At 66.3% G+C, this 19,504-nt stretch carries 18 protein-coding genes; 3 read left to right on the top strand and 15 right to left on the bottom strand.

The genetic code is table 11. From position 1 onward, the window contains the following. Positions 1-6: 6 nt before the first annotated feature. The 3 genes from ACVN9Z_RS07260 to ACVN9Z_RS07250 are packed head-to-tail and all read right to left on the bottom strand — an operon-like array spanning position 7 to position 2,776. Positions 7-801 carry an ABC transporter permease gene (locus ACVN9Z_RS07260; RefSeq protein WP_049053182.1) on the bottom strand — a complete coding sequence of 265 codons (795 nt, stop codon included), beginning with the start codon at positions 799-801 and terminating at the stop codon, positions 7-9. A gap of 15 nt (positions 802-816) precedes the next feature. After that, positions 817-1,704, bottom strand: a complete 888-nt coding sequence (locus ACVN9Z_RS07255) for an ABC transporter permease (RefSeq protein ID WP_049070352.1) — start codon at positions 1,702-1,704, stop codon at positions 817-819. Position 1,705: 1 nt separating this feature from the next. Next, a complete protein-coding gene (locus tag ACVN9Z_RS07250; RefSeq protein WP_006389515.1) occupies positions 1,706-2,776 on the bottom strand; it encodes an ABC transporter ATP-binding protein in 1,071 nt (356 codons plus the stop codon). Between the two features lie 198 nt (positions 2,777-2,974). Between ACVN9Z_RS07250 and ACVN9Z_RS07245 the strand changes: the two genes are divergently transcribed. Beyond that, positions 2,975-3,817: an IclR family transcriptional regulator gene (locus ACVN9Z_RS07245; protein ID WP_458213276.1), complete on the top strand. Its 843-nt coding sequence runs from the start codon at positions 2,975-2,977 to the stop codon at positions 3,815-3,817. 460 nt (positions 3,818-4,277) lie between these two features. Here ACVN9Z_RS07245 and ACVN9Z_RS07240 read toward each other — a convergent pair whose 3' ends face one another. Both ACVN9Z_RS07240 and ACVN9Z_RS07235 read right to left on the bottom strand, forming a co-directional pair. Continuing rightward, positions 4,278-5,441 (bottom strand): alpha-hydroxy acid oxidase, encoded by a 1,164-nt coding sequence (locus ACVN9Z_RS07240; RefSeq protein WP_006389517.1) that lies wholly within the window; start codon positions 5,439-5,441, stop codon positions 4,278-4,280. Between the two features lie 209 nt (positions 5,442-5,650). Beyond that, positions 5,651-6,547 (bottom strand): phytanoyl-CoA dioxygenase family protein, encoded by an 897-nt coding sequence (locus ACVN9Z_RS07235; RefSeq protein WP_047992363.1) that lies wholly within the window; start codon positions 6,545-6,547, stop codon positions 5,651-5,653. Positions 6,548-6,708: 161 nt separating this feature from the next. Here ACVN9Z_RS07235 and ACVN9Z_RS07230 point away from each other — a divergent pair, with 161 nt between their 5' ends. Next, positions 6,709-6,993 carry an acylphosphatase gene (locus tag ACVN9Z_RS07230; RefSeq protein WP_006389519.1) on the top strand — a complete coding sequence of 95 codons (285 nt, stop codon included), beginning with the start codon at positions 6,709-6,711 and terminating at the stop codon, positions 6,991-6,993. A gap of 94 nt (positions 6,994-7,087) precedes the next feature. Here ACVN9Z_RS07230 and ACVN9Z_RS07225 read toward each other — a convergent pair whose 3' ends face one another. From ACVN9Z_RS07225 to ACVN9Z_RS07200, 6 genes are all read right to left on the bottom strand, one after another. Next, entirely contained in the window at positions 7,088-7,993 is a 906-nt protein-coding gene (locus tag ACVN9Z_RS07225; protein ID WP_006389520.1) for an EamA family transporter, read from the bottom strand. 40 nt (positions 7,994-8,033) lie between these two features. Beyond that, positions 8,034-9,092, bottom strand: a complete 1,059-nt coding sequence (locus ACVN9Z_RS07220) for a threonine aldolase family protein (RefSeq protein ID WP_006389521.1) — start codon at positions 9,090-9,092, stop codon at positions 8,034-8,036. Positions 9,093-9,097: 5 nt separating this feature from the next. Continuing rightward, the gene (locus ACVN9Z_RS07215) at positions 9,098-9,832 is read right to left on the bottom strand and encodes an amino acid ABC transporter ATP-binding protein (RefSeq protein ID WP_006389522.1); all 735 of its coding nucleotides are present in this window, start codon (positions 9,830-9,832) and stop codon (positions 9,098-9,100) included. Positions 9,833-9,883: 51 nt separating this feature from the next. Then, on the bottom strand, positions 9,884-10,573 hold the full coding sequence (locus tag ACVN9Z_RS07210; RefSeq protein ID WP_049070337.1) for an amino acid ABC transporter permease: 690 nt from the start codon (positions 10,571-10,573) through the stop codon (positions 9,884-9,886). A gap of 8 nt (positions 10,574-10,581) precedes the next feature. Continuing rightward, a complete protein-coding gene (locus ACVN9Z_RS07205; protein WP_020925762.1) occupies positions 10,582-11,334 on the bottom strand; it encodes an amino acid ABC transporter permease in 753 nt (250 codons plus the stop codon). A 104-nt stretch (positions 11,335-11,438) separates the two neighbouring features. After that, positions 11,439-12,347 (bottom strand): amino acid ABC transporter substrate-binding protein, encoded by a 909-nt coding sequence (locus ACVN9Z_RS07200; protein WP_458213275.1) that lies wholly within the window; start codon positions 12,345-12,347, stop codon positions 11,439-11,441. A 171-nt stretch (positions 12,348-12,518) separates the two neighbouring features. Between ACVN9Z_RS07200 and ACVN9Z_RS07195 the strand changes: the two genes are divergently transcribed. After that, the gene (locus ACVN9Z_RS07195) at positions 12,519-13,451 is read left to right on the top strand and encodes a LysR substrate-binding domain-containing protein (protein ID WP_006389526.1); all 933 of its coding nucleotides are present in this window, start codon (positions 12,519-12,521) and stop codon (positions 13,449-13,451) included. A gap of 48 nt (positions 13,452-13,499) precedes the next feature. Here the strand turns inward: ACVN9Z_RS07195 and ACVN9Z_RS07190 are convergent, their stop codons facing one another. The 4 genes from ACVN9Z_RS07190 to ACVN9Z_RS07175 all read right to left on the bottom strand — a co-directional run bounded on the left by ACVN9Z_RS07190 (position 13,500) and on the right by ACVN9Z_RS07175 (position 19,482). Further along, positions 13,500-16,667: an autotransporter domain-containing protein gene (locus ACVN9Z_RS07190; protein ID WP_458213274.1), complete on the bottom strand. Its 3,168-nt coding sequence runs from the start codon at positions 16,665-16,667 to the stop codon at positions 13,500-13,502. A gap of 62 nt (positions 16,668-16,729) precedes the next feature. After that, a complete protein-coding gene (locus ACVN9Z_RS07185) occupies positions 16,730-17,185 on the bottom strand; it encodes a DoxX family protein (protein WP_053499064.1) in 456 nt (151 codons plus the stop codon). Between the two features lie 11 nt (positions 17,186-17,196). Then, positions 17,197-19,092, bottom strand: coding sequence for an amidohydrolase (locus tag ACVN9Z_RS07180; protein ID WP_054441285.1), 1,896 nt, complete (start codon positions 19,090-19,092; stop codon positions 17,197-17,199). A gap of 129 nt (positions 19,093-19,221) precedes the next feature. Continuing rightward, on the bottom strand, positions 19,222-19,482 hold the full coding sequence (locus ACVN9Z_RS07175) for a XapX domain-containing protein (protein WP_054498119.1): 261 nt from the start codon (positions 19,480-19,482) through the stop codon (positions 19,222-19,224). Between the last annotated feature and the right edge of the window lie 22 nt (positions 19,483-19,504).

Below are 19,504 nucleotides of genomic sequence, written 5' to 3'. Positions count from 1 at the left end.
TGATCGTCATTTCTGTCCCACCAGCACGCGGTCCAGGCCGTAGACGCGGTCCAGCAGCAGCATGGTCACCGCGGTCAGGCCGATCACCAGCGCCGACACGGCGGCCATCATCGGATCGATCGACTCGGTGGCGTACATGTACATGCGCACCGGCAGCGTGATGGTCGAGGGCGCGGTGATGAACACCGACATGGTCAACTCGTCGAAACTGTTGATGAAGGCCAGCAGCCAGCCGCCCGACACGCCCGGAACGATGAGTGGCAGCGTCACCTGGAAAAACACCGTGGCGCGGCTCGCGCCCAGCGACAGCGCGGCGTGCTCGACCGAGCGGTCAAAGCCCACCAGCGCGCCGATCACCAGCCGCATCACATACGGCGTGATCACCACCACGTGGCTGAACACCAGCCAGCCGAAGCTGCCGGTGGTGCCCATCAGCGCGAAAAAGCGCAGCAGCGCCACGCCCAGCACCAGGTGCGGGATCATCAGCGGCGACAGAAACAGGCCGTTGAGCGCATCGCGCCCCGGAAAGCGGTAGCGCGTAATGGCGATGGCCGCCGGCAACGCCAGGCACACGGCGATGCTGGCCGACAGGAACGCCAGCCACAGGCTGTTCTTGAACGCCTGCATGAAATTGGGATGCTCGAACACCGCGTGGAACCAGCGCAGCGAAAACTGCGTGGTCGGCACCGTCAGCGTCGACTCGGGGGTGAACGCCACCAGGCACACGATGGCCAGCGGCGCCAGCACGAACAGCACCACCAGGGCATTGAAGAGCAGGGCGAAGGGACCGTTTTTCTGCATGATCGCTGTCCTCGCTCAACCCAGGCTGCGCCGGTAGGAACGTTCCACCACGCGGTTGTACGCCATCATGATGACGACGTTGACCACCAGCAGCACGATGGCGATGGCCGCGCCCAGTGGCCAGTTCAGTTCGGTCAGGAATTCGTCGTAGACCACCGTGGCCACCATCTTCAGGCGGCGTCCGCCCAGCAGCGCGGGAATCGCGAACGAACTGGCCGACAGCCCGAACACGATCAGGCTGCCCGACAGGATGCCCGGCATGGCCTGCGGCAGCACGATGCGCAGCAGCGTCTGCAAGCGCGACGCATTGAGCGACAGCGCCGCATGCTCCACGGTCGGGTCCAGCTTCTGCAGCGAGGTCCACACCGGGATCACCATGAACGGCAGCATCACATGCACCAGGCCGATGATGACCGCGGTGGGCGTGTACAGCAGCGGCCCCAGGCCCAGCGCCGCGGCCGCGCGGCCGATGGCCCCGCCCGGCCCCAGCAGCATGCTCCAGCCGAAGGCGCGCACCACCAGCGAGATCAAGAGCGGCGACAGCACCACCAGCAGGAAGATCGAACGCCACGGCTTGCCCATGCGCGACAGGATGTAGGCCTCGGGCGCGCCGATCAGCACGCAGATCAGCGTGGTCACGCCCGCGATCCAGAACGTGCGCCAGAAGATCTCCAGGAAATAGCCGTCGGTCACCACCGCCAGGTAGTGTTCGAAGGTGTGCCCGGGCAGGATGCCCGCGCTGTAGTCGAACGGGCGGAACGACAGCACCAGCGTCAACGCCAGCGGCGTCAGCACCAGCGTCAGGAACACGATCGCCAGCGGAATCGAACCGAGGATGGCCAGCAGGCCGTCGGTGCGCGGCTTGGGCGCGCTGGCGGCGCCGGGTTGGGTCAGCGTCGCCATGTCAGGCCTCTTCGGCAACGGCCGCGACGGGCAGCACGCGCAGCACGCCCTCGGCCCAGTCCAGGCCGATCTGTTCGCCATCGTCGTGCGGCCGGCGGCCGTCGTTGGGCGTGAGCACCGTCAGCGCCCCCACCGGCGAATCCAGCCCGTACATCCACTGGCTGCCCAGGAAGTAGCGGGTGCTGACCACACAGGACAGCTTGCCCTGGCCCGCCGGCACCGGCACCAGCTTCTCCGGTCGCAGCGACAACTGCACACTGTCGCCGTGGCGCAGGCCCGCGCCGTCGACCAGCACGCGCAGCGCACCGGTCTCCACCTCGGCCTGCGTGCCGCAGCGCGTCACGCGGCCCGGCAGCAGGTTGGTCTTGCCGACGAAACGCGAGATGAACTCGCTCTGCGGATGCTCGTACATGCGGTAGGGCGCATCCACCTGCGTGGCGCGGCCGTCCTGCATCACCACCACGCGGTCGCTGATCGACAGCGCCTCGGCCTGGTCGTGCGTCACCATCACGGTGGTGGTGCCGATCTGCTTCTGGATGCTGCGCAGCTCGAACTGCATGTCCTCGCGCAGCTTGGCGTCCAGGTTCGACAGCGGTTCGTCCAGCAGCAGCACCGGCGGCCGGATCACCAGCGCGCGCGCCAGCGCCACCCGCTGGCGCTGCCCGCCCGACAGTTCACGCGGAAAGCGGTCGGCATGCTTGTCCAGCTTCACCAGCGCCAGCGCCTCGCGCACCCGCGCCTGGCGCTCGGCGCGCTCGACCTTGCGCATCTTCAGGCCAAATGCGACGTTGTCCGCCACCGTCAGGTGCGGAAACAGCGCATAGCTCTGGAACACGATGCCCAGCCCGCGCGTGTTCGGCTTGGCATGGGTGATGTCGCGGCCATCGAGCGTGATGCTGCCGCGCGTCACATCGGCAAAGCCCGCGATCATCTGCAGCGTGGTGGTCTTGCCGCAGCCCGAGGGTCCCAGCAAGGACACGAATTCCCCTTTCTCGACCGCCAGGTTCAGGTCCGAGACCACCCGCAGGTCGCCGTAGTTCTTGGAGACGTTGTCCAGCCGCAGAAATGACATATTCCAAACCCCGTGCCCGGTGAGGAGCGCTGCGCGGGACCAGCCCGCGTTGCAATCGATGCAGGGCAGTCTAGGAGCGGCCGAAAAGGCCGGTCAATTAGGGTTTTCCGAATAATCGAATTTTCTACTTATTATTTCCGTCTGACTGAATTTCCTGATAAAAATACAGCCGTATATTTTGATTATCGGAATTGATCAATGAAGAAATCAGAAGCCGCCGACGACGCCGGCGCCCAGGGCGTCCTGCAACGCGCCTTCGCCGTGCTGCGCGCCCTGTCCGACGCCAAGGGTGAAAAACTGCGCCTGACCGACATCGCCGCCCGCACCGGCCAGGCCCAGGCCACCGTCCACCGCGTATTGCAAGGCCTGGTGCAGGAAGGCATGGTCGAACAGCCCGCGCAGAGCAAGGGCTACCAGCTCAGCGTCGCCTTCTTCTCGCTCGCCGCCAACGCCGGCAACCACCAATCGACCCTACGCGCGATCTACCGCCCCGCCATGCTGCGCCTGAGCGGCATGCTCAACGACACCCTCTTCCTGCTGGTGCGCAGCGGCTTCGACGCCGTCTGCCTGGACCGCATCGACGGCGCCTTCCCGGTCCGCTCGCACACCGGCGACATCGGCGGCCGCGTCCCGCTCGGCCTGGGCCAGGGCGGCCTGCTGCTGCTGGCCAACCTGCCCGAAGCCGAACGCGAGGAAGTCCTGCGCTTCAACATCCCGCGCCTGCACCACCTCGGTTTCGTCGACGAAATCACCATGCGCGCCGGCATCAAGGAATGCCAGGAACTCCAATACGCCCGCAGCAAGGGCCAGGGCATCTTCCCCAACATCGCCGGCCTGGCCGTTCCCGTGCACGATCCCAACGGCGTCACCGTCGCCGCCCTCAGCATCGCCGCCCCCGTCGAACGCATCAGCGACGAACGCCTGCCCCTGATCGTCGAAATCCTGCGCCGCGAAGCCGCCGGCATCAGCGCCCAACTCAACCCCTTCGACCCGGCGCTAAGGCGCCCCAGCCAATTCCTCGGCACCGGCAACCGCGACTGAAACGACCAGCCACACCGCCCCTCTTCCCACCCAAGGCCGGGCCGGGCCAACCCAGCCCCGCGTCAACGTCGCGCAGCGCACATCGCGCCACTACAAGACATCGCGTAAGTCATGGCCGGCTGCCCGCGCAGCCGACCATGACGGGCAACACACACTCTTCATGCCCCCTCCGCTCCAACAACGCCTCAACTCTCGACATATGCAGGCCGGCGCGGCGAGGGGCGGGCGGGGCGCGCCGTGTAGATGCGCCCGAGGGAATCCGTAGGCAGCCGCCGCAGGCGGCAACGAGGATGACGATGGGGCAGTCCGGAGCGAAGGCTCCGGACCGCAATCGTAGGCGCGCCCCGCCCGCCCCTCGCCGCGCCGGCCGACCTACGAAGCACAACCCCCGCAAGCAAAAAGCAAAAAGCCGGCAAGCCGCAACAGCGACCCACCGGCTTCCAGCCGATCAGAGAAACCCTCAAACGGGATAAGTCCCTGGCAGCAGAATGCTCCGATCCCCGACTTCGATATTGCGCCGCCCGCAAAGCGCCATTGTCGTATCCATTTCCTTGTACAGGATCTCCAGCACGCGCTTGACGCCCGCCTGCCCATATGCGCCCAGGCCGTAAAGGAACGCCCGCCCGATCATCGCGCCGCGCGCGCCCAGCGCCACCGCCTTGAGGATGTCCTGCCCCGAGCGCACGCCCCCATCCATCCACACTTCGATCTTCGACCCCACCGCATCCGCGATCGACGGCAGCGCCGCGATCGAGGACATCGCGCCATCGAGCTGGCGCCCGCCGTGGTTGCTGACGATCAGCGCATCCGCGCCGCTGTTGGCCGCCAGCTGCGCATCCTCGACATCCAGGATGCCCTTGATGATCAGCTTGCCGCCCCAACGCTGCTTGATCCATTCCACATCGTCCCAGCTCAACCGCGGATCGAACTGCTCGGCCGTCCACGACGACAGCGACGACAGGTCGCTCACGCCCTTGGCGTGGCCGACGATGTTGCCGAACGTGCGGCGCTTGGTGCCCAGCATGCCCAGGCACCAGCGCGGCTTGGTCGCCAGGTTGATCAGATTGCGGATCGTCGGCTTGGGCGGCGTCGACAGCCCGTTCTTGATGTCCTTGTGGCGCTGCCCCAGGATCTGCAGGTCCAGCGTCAGCACCAGTGCCGAGCAGCCAGCGGCCTTGGCGCGGTCGATCAGGTCGCCGACGAATTCGCGGTCGCGCATCACGTAGAGCTGGAACCAGAACGGCTTGCCGGTGGCCGCGGCCACGTCTTCCAGCGAGCAGATGCTCATGGTCGACAGCGTGAACGGCACGCCGAAATCGGCCGCCGCCTTGGCCGCCAGGATCTCGCCATCGGCGTGCTGCATGCCGGTCAGGCCCGTCGGCGAAATCGCCAGCGGCATCACCGCCTCCTGGCCCACCAGCGTGGTGCGCAGCGAGCGGCCTTCCATGTTCACCGCCACGCGCTGGCGCAGCTTGATCTTCTGGAAATCGCTTTCGTTGGCGCGGTACGTGCCTTCCGTCCAGGCGCCCGAATCGGCGTAGTCGTAGAACATGCGCGGCACGCGCTTGCGCGCAATCGCGCGCAGGTCTTCGATGCAGGTGATCGTGGAGAGGTCAGCGGTCATGGTTGTTTTTCTGGGGAAAGTGGAACGCGATTGCGCGGCGACCGGCCCCGCGCGAACCCGCTGCGCCGACCAGGGCGCCCGCCGTCCACGCCGGGCGCCAGGGCCCCGCGGCGCCGCCCAGTATACGCGCCGGGGCCGGCAAGCGCCCCTTGCCGGCCCCGTGTCCCCCATTCGTCGCGACCGCTTTCACGGCCACTGTGTGCCGACCGCTACCTCGGCCAGACCTTGCTTACCGCCCTTATCGTGGCCCACGCCACCCAGCGCGGGCTGGTCAGGCGCGCCCCCGGCAGGCGCCGCATCACGTCCACCGCCAGGCCGCCGCGGCGATGCCATTCCTTCTTGCGGGTCTGGCTGTCGGTCCAGCGGCCTTCGAGCCACGGAAATTCGCGCCGCCCCGGCTTGTAGACCGGCGGCGTGTTGTAGATCAGGATGTACGCCAGGCGCGGCTGCGGCGAGGTGTTTGCGCCGGTGAAATGCAGCGTGCGCGCATCGTGCACGGTGCAGCCGCCGGGTTGCAGCGGCTCGGGCACCGCCTGGTCGCGCGGAAAGTCAGCGCAGCATTCCAGCGGATGCAGCGTCTTGTCGCCGCCGGGCGACCGATGCTCCAGCACCTCGCCCTTGTTCGATCCCGGAATGAACTGCATGCAGCCGTTCTCCAGCGTCGCCGGTTGCAGCGCCAGCCAGATGCTCAACTCGTTGTAGACGAAATCCGGCGAACGGAATGCCTCGTCCTGGTGCCACGGCGTCTCGGGCCCGACCAGCGCCGGCTTGAGCAACGCGTGCTCGCCATACAGCGCGGCGTCCTCGCCCAGCAACTGGCGCGCCAGCTCCAGCGTGCGCTCGTGATAGGCGGTCTTCAGCAGGCCCGGGGCATAATGGCGCGGATCGTGCAGACTGGGAAACTTGGCCGGCTTGGACGGGTCGTCGCGGCTGATGAAGTCGTATTGCGCCCCCTCGTTGTAGCCGGTCTTGTTCGCGAACAATTCCAGCAGCGTGCGCCGGATATAGCCCACCTCGTCCTGTGGGCACATATCTTGCAGAGCCAGGTAGCCCTGTTCCCTGTAGCGCGCTGTTTCTGCTTCCGACAACAAACTGGTCTCTTCCATAATGGCTTCTCCAAGCTTTGCTTGCGGGCGTTCCCGTTGGCACGTTTTGACATGTGCTCTAACGTATCGCTTCGATGCCCGGGGGGCCTATCGATCATCCGCTGTAGCCGGAAGCGTCTAATGCACCGGCGCGCCGCGGCGCATCATCCGAAGGAATTTCAATGCAAGACACCCATATAGAAACCGTCCATGTCACCGTCAGCGGCACCGTGCAAGGCGTGGGCTATCGCCACGCGGCCGTCAGGCGCGCGCACCTGCTGGGCGCGCGCGGCTGGGTGCAGAACATGCTGGATGGCACGGTCGAAGCCCTGGTGCAGGGCACGCCCGACCAGGTGGACCACATGCTGGAATGGTTGCGGCGCGGCCCGCCAGGGGCCGAGGTCACCGAAATGGTCACGCGCCGCGAATACACCGACAAGCGCTACGCGCATTTCGAACAGCTGTAGCGCGCCGCGACGGACGCGCCGCTCATCCAAATGACGGAGCGAGAAAGAATGAGGACCGCCGCGTGGGGCGCGGCAGGGGACCCGCGCAACGCCGTCAGCGGTTGCGCAGCCAGCGCCCGCCGACCTGGTTGATGACCAGGCCCGCCAGCACGCAGCCCGCGCCCGCCCATTGCAGCGGCCGCAGGTGCTCGTCGAAGGCCGCCGACGCGGCCCACAGGCCCACCACCGGCACCAGCAGCGAGAATGGCGCGATCTTGGCGGCCGGATGGCGCGTCAGCAGCTGCGTCCACAGCGTATACGCCAGCAAGGTGGCCAGCACCGCCAGGTACAGCACCGACAGCGCCTCGCCCCAGCCGATGCCCAGGATCATGGCCGCCACCGCGTCCCAGCCGTCGGCCATCACCGCCAGCGCCAGGAAGGGCAGCACCGGCGCGGCGCTGCTCCAGGCGATGAAGGCGAATGGATCGTAGCCGGGCGCCTTGCGGCTGGCCAGCCGCACGATGATATTGGACACCGCCCACATGAACGCGGCGCCCAGCGTCAGCACGAAACCCACCATGGTCATCTGCCCCGGCCCTTCGCCCCGGCCGGCGGCAATCACCGCCAGGCCCAGCGCGGCCACCGCCAGCCCGGCCCAGTGATGCGGCCGGGCGCGCTCGCGCAGCATCGGCGCGGCCAGCAACAAGGTGAAGAACGCCTGGGTCTGGATCACCAGCGAGGCCATGCCCGCCGGCATGCCGAACTTGAGGGCCGTGAACAGCAGGCCGAACTGGCCCAGGCCCTGCACCAGCCCGTAGGCCGCGATCCAGCGCCACGGCAGGCGCGGCGGCCGTACGAAGAGGATGAGGGGGAACGCCGCCAGGGCGAATCGCAAGGCCCCCAGCATCATGGGCGAGAGGCCTTTGAGGCCGATCTTCATGACGACGAAGTTCAGGCCCCAGATCACCACTACCGCCAGCGCGCAGAGATAATCTTTCTTGGAGAGGTGGGTAGCGGACATCCCTGCATTATCGCATCGCCCGCCCCCGAAAACCGCCGATTCAGCGGCTTGCCAGCACCTTTTTGAAGGCCTCGATGGCGCGGTCGATATCCTCGTCGTCGATATGGCGGTGAGTCACGCAGCGCAACCGCGTGCGGCCCCACGGACGCGTCAGCAGCCCCGCGCTTTCCAGCGCCGTGACCCAATGGGCATTGGTCATGCCGGTATCGGCGGTTTCGACCTGCACGATGTTGGTCTGCGGCACCGTCGCCGACAAGGACGGGTCCAGGCGGTTCAGGCCGTCGCTCAGGCGACGGGCGCGCGCGTGGTCTTCGACCAGCCGGTCGCCCATGGTCTGCACGCCTTCCAGCCCGGCCGCGGCCATGATGCCGGCCTGCCGCTGGGTGCCGCCCAACATGCGGCGCAGCATGCGGGCGCGCGCCATCACCGGGCGCGTGCCGGTCAGCACCGCGCCCACCGGCGCGCTCAGCCCTTTGGACAGGCACAGCGACACCGTGTCGGCGTGGCGTGTTATCTCGGCCGGCGCCACGCCCAGCGCGACGGCTGCGTTGAACAGACGCGCGCCGTCCAGGTGTACCGGCACGCCGCAGGCCTGCGCCATGCCATGGACCGCCTGCATGTGGTCCAGCGGCAGCACCGCGCCACCGGCGTTGTTGTGCGAGGTTTCCATCGCCACCAGCGCGGTCTTGAGCTTATGGCCGCCGGATTGCATCGCGTCTTCCAGGCGGTTCAGGTCCATGGCGCCATCGGTGCCCGGCACGCCCTGGTAGAACAGGCCGGTGAAGGTGGCGGCGCCGCGCTCGGACGTGTACATGTGCGCGGCGGACTCCAGCACCACCTGCTCGTTGCGCTGGGTCTGCGCCAGCACGGCCAGCAGGTTGGCCATGGTGCAGCTGGGCACGAACAGTCCGGCTTCCTTGCCCAGGCGCGCCGCCACGTGGGCCTCCAGCGCGCGCACGCTGGGGTCGCCGTCGAGCCCGTCGTCACCGATCGGGGCGGTGCGCATGCGCTCGTACATGGCGGCGGTGGGGTGGGTCACCGTGTCGCTGCGCAGGTCGACGAGTGCGCTGGAAGAGTCGACGGAAATCCGCTGGGTCATAACGATCAGTGCTGCAGAATTTTGGAAAGAAACTGGCGCGTGCGCGGCGCGCGCGCCTCGACATCGTCGAAGAACGCCGCCTTCGGGCAGTCCTCGACGATCTTGCCGCCGTCCATGAAAATCACCCGGTCGGCGACGCGGCGGGCGAATCCCATTTCATGGGTCACCACCATCATGGTCATGCCTTCGCCGGCCAGGTCGGTCATCACGTCCAGCACTTCGTTGACCATCTCCGGGTCCAGCGCCGAGGTCGGTTCGTCGAACAGCATCACCACCGGGTCCATCGACAGGGCGCGGGCGATCGCCACGCGCTGCTGCTGGCCGCCGGACAACTCGCCCGGATGCTTGTCCTTGTGCGCCGACAGGCCGACCCGCTCCAGCAGTGCCAGCGCGCGGGCGCGGGCCTCGTCCTTGCCGCGCTTGAGCACCTTGACCTGGCCCAGGCACAGGTTCTCGGTCACCGACAGGTGCGGGAACAGCTCGAAGTGCTGGAACACCATGCCGGCCACCGAACGCAGCTTGGGCAGGTTGGTGCGCGGATCGCCCACCTGGATGCCGTTGACCACGATCTCGCCCTTCTGGAAGGGTTCGAGCGCGTTGACGGTCTTGATCAAGGTCGATTTGCCCGAGCCTGACGGACCGCACACCACCACGACCTCGCCCCGGCCAACGGTGGTGGAGCAGTCATCCAGCACCTGGAAGTCGCCATACCACTTGCTGACCTGCTTGATCTCGATCATCGGGGGTTTCGAAGAGAGTTGCATCGTTGGACCTGTGGATAACCTGGGCGCCTAGCGCAGCACCCGCACGCGCTTTTCCAGCCGTTTGACCAGACGGGATGCCGTGAAGCAGATCACGAAATACACCACCGCCACGAAGAGATAGAGTTCCACCAGCCGGCCGTCGCGCTGGCCGATCTTGGACGCCGCGCCCAGGAAGTCGGTCAGCGACAGCACGTACACCAGCGAAGTGTCCTGGAACAGGATGATGACCCGCGTCAGCAGCGCCGGCACCATGTTGCGGATGGCCTGCGGCAGGATCACGTAGCGCATGCCCTGCCAGTGGTTCAGGCCCAGCGCCATGCTGGCCGAGACCTGGCCGCGCGAGATCGACTGGATGCCGGCGCGCATGATCTCGCAGAAGTACGCGGCCTCGAACAGCGTGAAGGTCACCACCGCCGAATTGAAGGCCCCCACCCGCAGCGGCGTGGGCGAACCCACGATCCAGGCGGCGATATAGGGCACCAGGAAGTAGAACCAGAAGATCACCAGCAGCAGCGGCACCGAACGCATCACGTTCACGTAGATGCCCGCCGGCACCGACAGGATCCGGAAGCGCGACAGCCGCATCATGGCCAGCACCGTGCCCAGCGCCAGCCCCATCACCGCCGCCAGCAGCGTCAGGGTCAGCGTGAACGTCATGCCGGTCTGGAACAGGTACGGCAGCGCGCTGCCGATGACGTCGAAATCGAATTTGCCCATGTCGATTCCTAGCGCCCGTTCTTGGCCGCCGCGCCGATCAGGCCGGGGACCGCCACATGGCGTTCAAGCAGGCGCATGCCCAGCACCACGATGCCGTTCAGGATCAGGTAGATCACGGTCGCGGCCGTGAAGGCTTCGAAGATATGGAAGCTGAACTCCGCCATCGAGCGGGTCTGCCCGGTCAGCTCCAGCAGGCCGATGGTCAGCGCCACCGACGAATACTTGATCGTGCCCATGAACTCCGAAGTCAGGGGCGGCAGCACAATGCGATAGGCCTCGGGCAGGATGATGTAGCGGTACACCTGCGTCTCGGTCAGGCCCAGCGCCGTGCCCGCCTGGAACTGGCCGCGCGGCAGTGACTGGATGCCCGCGCGCAGCTGCTCGGCCACCCGCGCCGAGCCATAGAAGCCCAGGCACAGCACCGCCGGCAGGAATTGGCCCCAGGGCTGCGGCATCTGCTTCATCGCCAGGCCCCAGGCGTGCGGCAACAGCTCGGGCAGCACGAAATACCACAGGAACATCTGCACCAGCAGCGGCACATTGCGGAAAATCTCGACATAGGTCGCGCCGATGGCATTGGCCAGGCGCGACGAGGCGGTGCGCATCACGCCCAGGCACGACCCCAGCAACAGCGAAAACACCCATGCCGTCAGGGCCAGCGCCAGGGTCCAGCCCACGCCGATCAGGATCGTCTCCAGGAAGGTATGCACGCCGTCGGGCGACATCTCCAGGAAGATGCTCCAGCTCCAGTTGTAGTTCATGCTTCAGGACCTGTGGACAACGAAAGAAAAAGGCGCCGGCGGGCGGCGCCCTGGATCGCGCGGCGCCGCGGCGGCCCCGTCATGGAGCGCCGCGGCATGCCGGCTTACTCGTAGGCCTTGGGATCGCCGGAGTCGGTCGGATGCGCCAGCGCGCGCTTGAGCGCGTCGCTCATCGGGTACTTCAGGTTGATCTGCTTGGGCGGGATCGGCGAATTGAAGTACTTGTCGTAGATCGCGGCGACGCGGCCGCTCTTCATCATGTCGAGCACGGCGTCGTCCACCACCTTCTTGAAGGCCGGGTCGTCCTTGGGCTGCATGATGCCGTAGGGCGCCAGTTCCAGGCCCTTGGTGCCGATCACGAAGGCGTCGGGATTCTTGGACGAGGCCACCACGCCATAGGCGATGCCGTCATCGTTGGCCGACCCGGCGGCGCGTCCGGATTCCACCATCAGCAGCGTTTCCGCCGTATCCTTGGTGGGCGCCATGGTGATGCCCAGGTTGCCCTCGGCGTTCAGGCGCGAGATCAGCTTGAAGGTCTGGCCGCCGGCCTGCGCGGCGATGGTCTTGCCACGGAACGACGCCAGGTTGTTGGGATCGACGCCGCCATCCTTGCGCGCCACCAGCACCACCTGCGCCACGAACGTGGTGGGCGCGAACGACACCAGCTTGTGGCGTTCCAGGTTGTTGGTGGTGTTGCCACACTCCAGGTCGATGGTGCCGTTGGCCAGCAGCGGGATGCGCGTGGCCGACGTGGTCGGGTTGTAGCGCACGTCCAGCTTGGGCAGCTTGAGGGCGGTCTTGATGTGCTGGGCGATTTCCTGGCAGATCTCGACCGTATAGCCGATCGGCTTCTGGTTGCCGTCCAGGTAGGCGAACGGCACCGAGGTCTCGGGATGGCCGATGGTGATCACGCCGGTATCGCGGATCTTGTCCAGGCGGCTGGGGCCTTCGGCGTGGGCGGCGGCGCTGCCGAACAGGGCGGCGGCGACCGAAATCGCGGCAAGTGCTTTCATCGTATTCCCTTGGCGCCGATCGTGCGGCGCGTGTTTATGTTCACGAACAGCGGTGCCGGATTGCAGGCGGCCCGCCGCGTCCCGCGATGAGCCCCGCGGCTGGCAAAAAGTATCAACTAGCGTTATGGTTTTATCCAGTTCCAATCGGGTATTCCTCTATACGGATTTGATATGGCCATTACACGAATGGGCTTGCGACACATCGAGGCTTTCCGGGCCGTCATGATGACCGGATCCATGACGGCGGCGGCGCGCCGAGTGCATACCTCGCAGCCGCACGTTAGCCGCTTAATCGCGCAATTGGAAGCAATCACCCAGTTTCCCCTGTTCGATCGCAATGGCAGCCGCCTGACCCCCACGCAGGATGGGTCGCGCTTCTTTCAAGAGGTTGAAAAAACCTTCATCGGCCTGGCCGGCCTGGAATCGGCGGCGGCCAGCATCCGCTCGTTCAGCGCCAGCCGCCTGAGCGTGGCGGCCATGCCGCGCCTGGCCGGCGGCCTGCTGGCGCGCATCGTGGCCGCGTTCAAGACCGAATACCCGGACGTCATGGTCTCGATCCATTCCGGCAACGCCAGCGCCGTGCACAACTGGATCAGCTCGGGCTTCTGCGACACCGGCCTGGCCATGCTGTCGGGCGACAGCCCCGGCATCCAGGTCGAGCCGGTGCTGACCATGAACTGCGTGGCGGTGCTGCCCAAGGGCCACCGGCTGACCAAGCTGAAAAAGCTCAAGCCCGCCGATTTCGCCGGCGAACCCTTCATCGCCTTCCCCAGCGCCACGCCGCTGCGCGAAAAGATCGACGCGGTCTTCAAGGCCGCCAAGGTCGAGCGCCAGACGGTGGCCGAGGCCGGCCTGGGTTCATCCGTCTGTGCTCTGGTCGGCGCCGGCCTGGGCGTGGCGCTGATCAATCCGCTGGCCGCGCGCGAGGAATACGAGGCCAACGGCGTCGAGGTCCGCCCCTTCAGCCCGGCGGTGCCGGTCACGGTGGCGCTGCTGTACCCGCCGTACCATACCCGCACCCGGCTGGTGAGCGTGTTCTCGCGCTATGCGCACCAGTTGATGCAGGAGGAAATGGCGGACCTGAAGGCGCGGCCGGGGCGGTAAAGAGGCTGGCAAGGCAGAGGGGGGCCCCCCTGCCTTGCCACGACCCGGTCAGTAGCGCCAGCGCACGCCCAGGGAGCCGCTGTGATCGCGGTTGCCCGCGCCGAATTGGCCGCTGTAGGCGAGCGTCACGCTCGCCGACCGCGAAACGGCCAGATCCAGGCTCACCTCGCCAAATCCGACGTTACGGGCAATCGGCGTGCCGGCCACGGTGAAAACCTGGCCACCATCGAACGCCAGACGAGCATCGGGGTTCAGATCGCCGAAGGCGCGGCGCCATCCGCCGGCCGCCACCAACCTGCCCTCGGCCTTGCCCAGCGAAAAATCCGTCATGCCACGTAGCCCGAGAGAGCTTGTGGTCAACGTGGTGCTGTCCTTCTGCCCGGTCAGGGCAGCCGACCCGCCGGACTCCGTAAAGCCTTTCGTGCGCAGATTGCTCCACGCCAGCCCCACGAACGGTTCGATCTGGCTGCGTTGACCGGCGGCCATGGCATAGCCCAGTTCGGTAAACAATTGGCTATTGCCCGCGCCATAGTCGGCGGTAAGCTTCTGGCCGGCGCCGGCCACGACGACCTGGCGTTCCGTGCCGATATCGTTCCACGTATACGCAGCGCCCAGCAGCAGGTTCAGTTTTCCAGCGCCGGCGGCCACGCTACGCCCGCCGTAGAGCAGGGCGGTGTAACCGCTTACACTGGCCTTGGATGCACGGTCGTCCACCTTGATGCGGCCATCGGTGAAGCCCAGTGCGCCCCCCACCCGCCATCCGCCACCGACGGCGCCATCCGCGCCGACGAAGACACCACCCGTATTCTGCGTGACCCGGCTTGCATTGCCATCGCCGTTGAAGGTTTGCCAACTGCCGACCACCTCCGCCCAGGCGGGCCGGGCGGCTGATGACGGCAAGGCCGACATAGGCAGATCCGACCCTGCCTGCGCCGTCGGTGCCCCGGGCAGCAGGCCCGCGCCCATATTGGCGCGCAGATGCTTGAACGAGACGTTGCGCACTCCGGTGCCGGAGGCTGCCAGGCTGGACACCACGCTGGCATGGGCCTCGCCCGACAGATTGTCGAAGACCCCGGCCGGCGCGCCGGTCGGCAAGGTCAATACGTACTGACGCAACGGATTGGCGTCCGGCAGCCGCTCCAGCGCTTCAGCGACATTGCGCTGGTTGCCGGTCTGGGCCGCACTGGCGAAGCCGCCAGCGCGCCGCTCCAGGCGCAGCGTTACGGCCTTGTCCGTGTAGCCCAGCGTCGGATCGAGATACGCGTAATCCGAAGTCGCTTGCTCGAAGGTGCCATTGATCCGGTCAGCGGTCAGGATCGTATAGACCTGGGCCGGCAAGAAATTGCCCGCAGGCCCGACGTGCACCACCGAACCGCCGAGATTGGCGGTTCCCCGGACTACGATACGGTCGCTGGTGGTGGACGTGGGCGCCGGATAGGCCTTCACGCGAAATATCGAGCCGGGCTGCATGGTCAGGTCGCCTTGCACGGTCAGGGTGCGATATTGCCAACCCGTTTCAACCGCACCACCCGCGGCGATGGTTGTCGTGCCCACGGTGCCCTGTCCTTCCAGCGTGGCGCCGTTGGCGATCTCGAGCGTGCCGCCCAGAAAGGCTTCCCGCATGACCACCAGTCTGCCGGCCTCCACGCGTGTGTGGCCCGCGAAGGCGGAGCTGTCGCCATACAGCAGCACCTCTCCGGATCCCCGCTTGCTGAACAGGCCGCTGCCGCTCAATGGGCCGTGATAGGCACCCAGGTCATTGGTGTCATAGACCATGGTCGCGCCAGCGTCGATCTCTATCGGCAACAAGCCAATGTAATTGGCCGAGAAGATGACCCCCCCTTGCTGTATCTTCCACTGTTGCGCGGAGTTCTGGTTGCTCAAGCGCAACATGCCGGCGCCCGTTTTGACGATCCTTCCGGAGCCGGTGATATTGCCAGCGAAGGTTCCGTCGCCATGTTGGTCGAACACCACCGTCGCGGTATTCAGGATATCGCCACGGAGCGTCTCGGTACTGCCCTCCAGCGTGCCGCCCCAGACGTACGTATCGCGATAGCTATTGCCACTGTTGGCAAGCACGAGCGTGCCCGCGCCGGTCTTGGCCAGACTCCCAGTCCCGCTGACGGCGCCGGTAAGAGCAAGGCGATTGGCGGCATCCACTATCTCGATAACGCCCCCAAGGGGGCCCAGCTGAATGCTGCGCCCGGTCTGCGTAAAAGTCGTCCCGGTTACCTGGAGTTTTGACGTTTCCCCGTTGATGTAGACACTGCCGCTGGCATTCCCCAGATTGGCATCACGGGAAACGCTCAGCACGCCGCCCTGATCGATGCGCGTACCCCCCGTATAGGTATTGATTCCGCTGAGCACCAGCGTGCCAGTGCCGGTTTTCTCCAACTGCCGGGAGCCGCCAATCGCGCCAGAGAAATTGCCCTCGAGCACCATGACAGACAGAGCTCCCGAGCCCATCTCGAGTTGGCCGGCGCCCTGCAGATTCCGGAATGTCGCTGAACCACCGTTCAGATCCAGCGTGGCCCCCGCGGCAATCGAAACCGTCTGGGCGCCGTACAGGAGCGGGCCTATGCCATATGTGCCGGCGGTATTTCTCACCGTGCCGGCGTCGAAATGGATTTCCGATGTGCGAGATACTTGGGCCCAAGGCAGGTTACCCACCACAATCGTTCCGGCATTGGCAGCATTGCCAAAGCGAAAAACACCATCCTGCACGCGAATGCCCGTATTCAATTCCAGCGTCTTGCCGTTCGCGACCGCCAGCGTGCCGCCGGCAGATCCCACCAACAACTGCTGATCATCATAGGAGGGCATGAAGGCGGAGTCGGCCGTAACCTCGAGCGTGCCGCCTTGAAACTCGATATCCCCCGGGCCAAAGGACGCCGGATCGGGGACGGCAATCGTCGCGCCGCTGGGTCCGATAATGATCGCGCTCGCCAGCAGGGGGTTGAGCAATAATGTGCCGCCAATGCCGCAGGCAAACAAGGCCGCGGTCAACTGACGCAGCTTGGCCGGTATCGCGCGTGACGAGCGCAAAACGCGTGATGTCGTAAAAGTGAATCCGGGGAATTGCGCCGTTCTTTTCATCGTTATCATGTCTTTGTTGAGGGCAGGGCCGAATATCCCCTTGGGATTCCCGGCGAGGCGTTCAGAAAGATGGTCGGTATTTAACGAGCGAACGAATGCTACCGCAGATGCACGGTCCATAAATGAATACGCCCTCGAGACGAGGGCGTTATAGGATTTCCGATATCAGTCTGCTTGCTGGCTCAATGCAGCGAGTCGTCCGTATGCGGCTCGCGCAAATCCAGCCACGCCACCAGCAGCAATCCCCCCGCCAGCCCCAGATGCTCATAGAACGCATTGGCGGCCATGAAGCGCTCCTGGCCGACCGGCATTTCCCAATAGCGCAGCGCAATGCCCGTGGCCACCAGCGTGAAGGCGGCCAGCGCCAGCGCCCCCAGCCAGCGCAACCGCCCCACCAGGATCATGGCGGATGCCAGCAGTTCCAATACGATCACCAACACCGCGAACACCGGCCCCGGCGCCAGCCCAAAATGCGCCATCTCCGCCAACGCGCCGGGAAAGTCGGTCAGCTTGACCAGCCCGCCCTGTAGATAGGCGGCGCACAGGCCCAGGTAGGCCAGGAACCGCACGGCGGGGGAACCGAACAACGGCCGGGCCAGGCCGGCCAGCCGCTGTTCCCATTGGAAGGTCGCGTTCATGGCCGGCCTCCTCAGACTGCCCAGCAGGAACAACCCAGGGCGCCGAAAAAGCCCTGCAGGTCGGAACTGGGCGCGTTCGAGGCCCAGGCCTTGGCGTGGTCATGCCCATGCAGCCCGCAGCTGCTGGCGCAAGCGCAGGCCGCCATGTTGCGGTAGCCCAGCGAATTGCGGCCGGCGCCGTCGGGATCGCCCCAGGCGGCATAGCCGCCGAACAGGCGCGTGGGCGACCAGTCCGGCATGGCGGGCGGCAGCGGGTTGTCATCGAGCGGCCCGAATTCGCCCGCGCCGTAGACCACGCGGCCGCCGACCACGGTCAGCTCCGACGTCAGGAACGATATCTCATCCTCGCTGCAACGGAAATAGTCCTTGCTCGGCACGATGAAATCGGCCAACTGGCCCGGCTGGATGCGGCCGCGCTTGCCTTCCTCGTTGGCGAACCAGGCCACGTTCTCGGTCCACATGCGCAGCGCGGTCTCGCGGTCCAGGCAGTTGCGCGCCGGATAGAGGCGGGTGCCGCCCACGGTCTTGCCCGTCACCATCCACGACAGTGACACCCACGGGTTGTAGGAGGCGACCCGGGTGGCGTCGGTGCCGGCCGAGACCTTCACGCCCCGATCCAGCATCTTGGCGATGGGGGGCGTGGCCTCGGCCGCGGCCGCGCCGTAGCGCTCGATGAAGTACTCGCCCTGGTAGGCCATGCGGTGCTGCACGGCGATGCCGCCGCCCAGCGCGGCGATGCGGTCGATCGACTTGTCCGAGATCGTCTCCGCATGGTCGAAGAACCAGTTCAGGCCGGTCAGCGGCGTGTCCTGGTTGACCTTCTCGAACACATCCAGCGCGCGCGAAATGGTCTCGTCATAGGTGGCATGCAGCCGCCACGGCCACTTGTTCTGCACCAGCACGCGCACCACTTCCTCCAGCTCGCCTTCCATCTCCGGCGGCATGTCCGGGCGTTCGACGCGGAAGTCCTCGAAGTCGGCGGCCGAAAACACCAGCATTTCGCCGGCGCCGTTGTGGCGGAAGTAGTCGGTGCCCTGCTTGTACTTCACGCTCGAGGTCCACTTGAGGAAGTCTTCCTTCTCCTGCTTGGGCTTCTGCGTGAACAGGTTGTAGGCCAGCCGCACCGTCATCTGGCCTTCGTCGGCCAGCTTCTGGATCACGGCATAGTCGTCAGGGTAGTTCTGGAAACCGCCCCCCGCGTCGATCACGCCGGTCACGCCCAGGCGGTTCAGCTCGCGCATGAAATGACGCGTGGAATTGACCTGGTAGTCGAACGGCAGTTTGGGGCCCTTGGCCAGCGTGGCGTACAGGATGGTCGCGTTCGGCTTGGCCAGCAGCAGCCCGGTCGGGTTGCCCTGCGCGTCGCGGATGATCTCGCCGCCCGGCGGGTTGGGCGTGGTCTTGGTGTACCCCACCGCGCGCAGCGCGGCGCCGTTGAGCAGGGCACGGTCGTACAGGTGCAGCAGGAACACCGGCGTGTCGGGCGCGATGGCGTTGATCTCCTCGATCGTCGGCAGGCGCTTCTCGGCGAACTGGTGCTCGGTGAACCCGCCCACCACCCGCACCCATTGCGGCGCCGGCGTGATGGCGACCTGGCGCTTGAGCATCGCCATGGCGTCGGCCAGCGAGCGCACGCCGTCCCAGCGCAGCTCCATGTTGTAGTTCAGGCCGCCGCGCACCACGTGCGTGTGGTTGTCGAACAGGCCGGGCAGGGCGCCGCGCTGCTTGAGATCGACGCGCCGGGTGGCCGGCCCGGCCAGCGCCATGACCTCGGCGTCAGTGCCGACCGCGACGAAGCGGCCGTCTTTGATCGCCACGGCGCTGGCCAGCGGCTTGGCGCGGTCCAGGGTCGTGATGCGGCCATTGTGGAAAATGATGTCGGGCGTGGTGTTTGAGGCGTTTGACATGGGGGGTTCTCCTTTGGAACGGGCAGGGGCGCATCCGCCCAAGAGGCTGCTCAGTGCAAGCGTGGAGGCAGCACCGATAAGGTCGCGGCGAGTCGGCATGCGATTATCTCCTTTGGTGACGGGAAGGAATCAGCTTTGGTCTTTGCCCTGCGCCTGGCGGCCGGGCAGCTGGCCGAACACGTGGCTGACCGCCTTCTCCTTGTCGCAGGCGGCGGCGAAGGCGGTGCCGTTCAGCAGTTGCTTGCCCACCGGCACGATCTGTTCGCCGACCAGGATGCCGAGCAGGCCGATCAGCGCCACCAGCGGCGGCGCGGGCGAACGCACCTGCAGCAGGCTGTACACCACGCCGACCAGCAGGCCGGCGCCCAGGGAAAGTAGATAGATCTTCATGTGCGTCCTCGTGTGTGATGGG

The organism is Achromobacter sp. KK8 (assembly GCF_054188005.1).
Note: the sequence above shows the minus strand (reverse complement) of the source record. Positions and strands in the feature narration are given on the sequence as shown.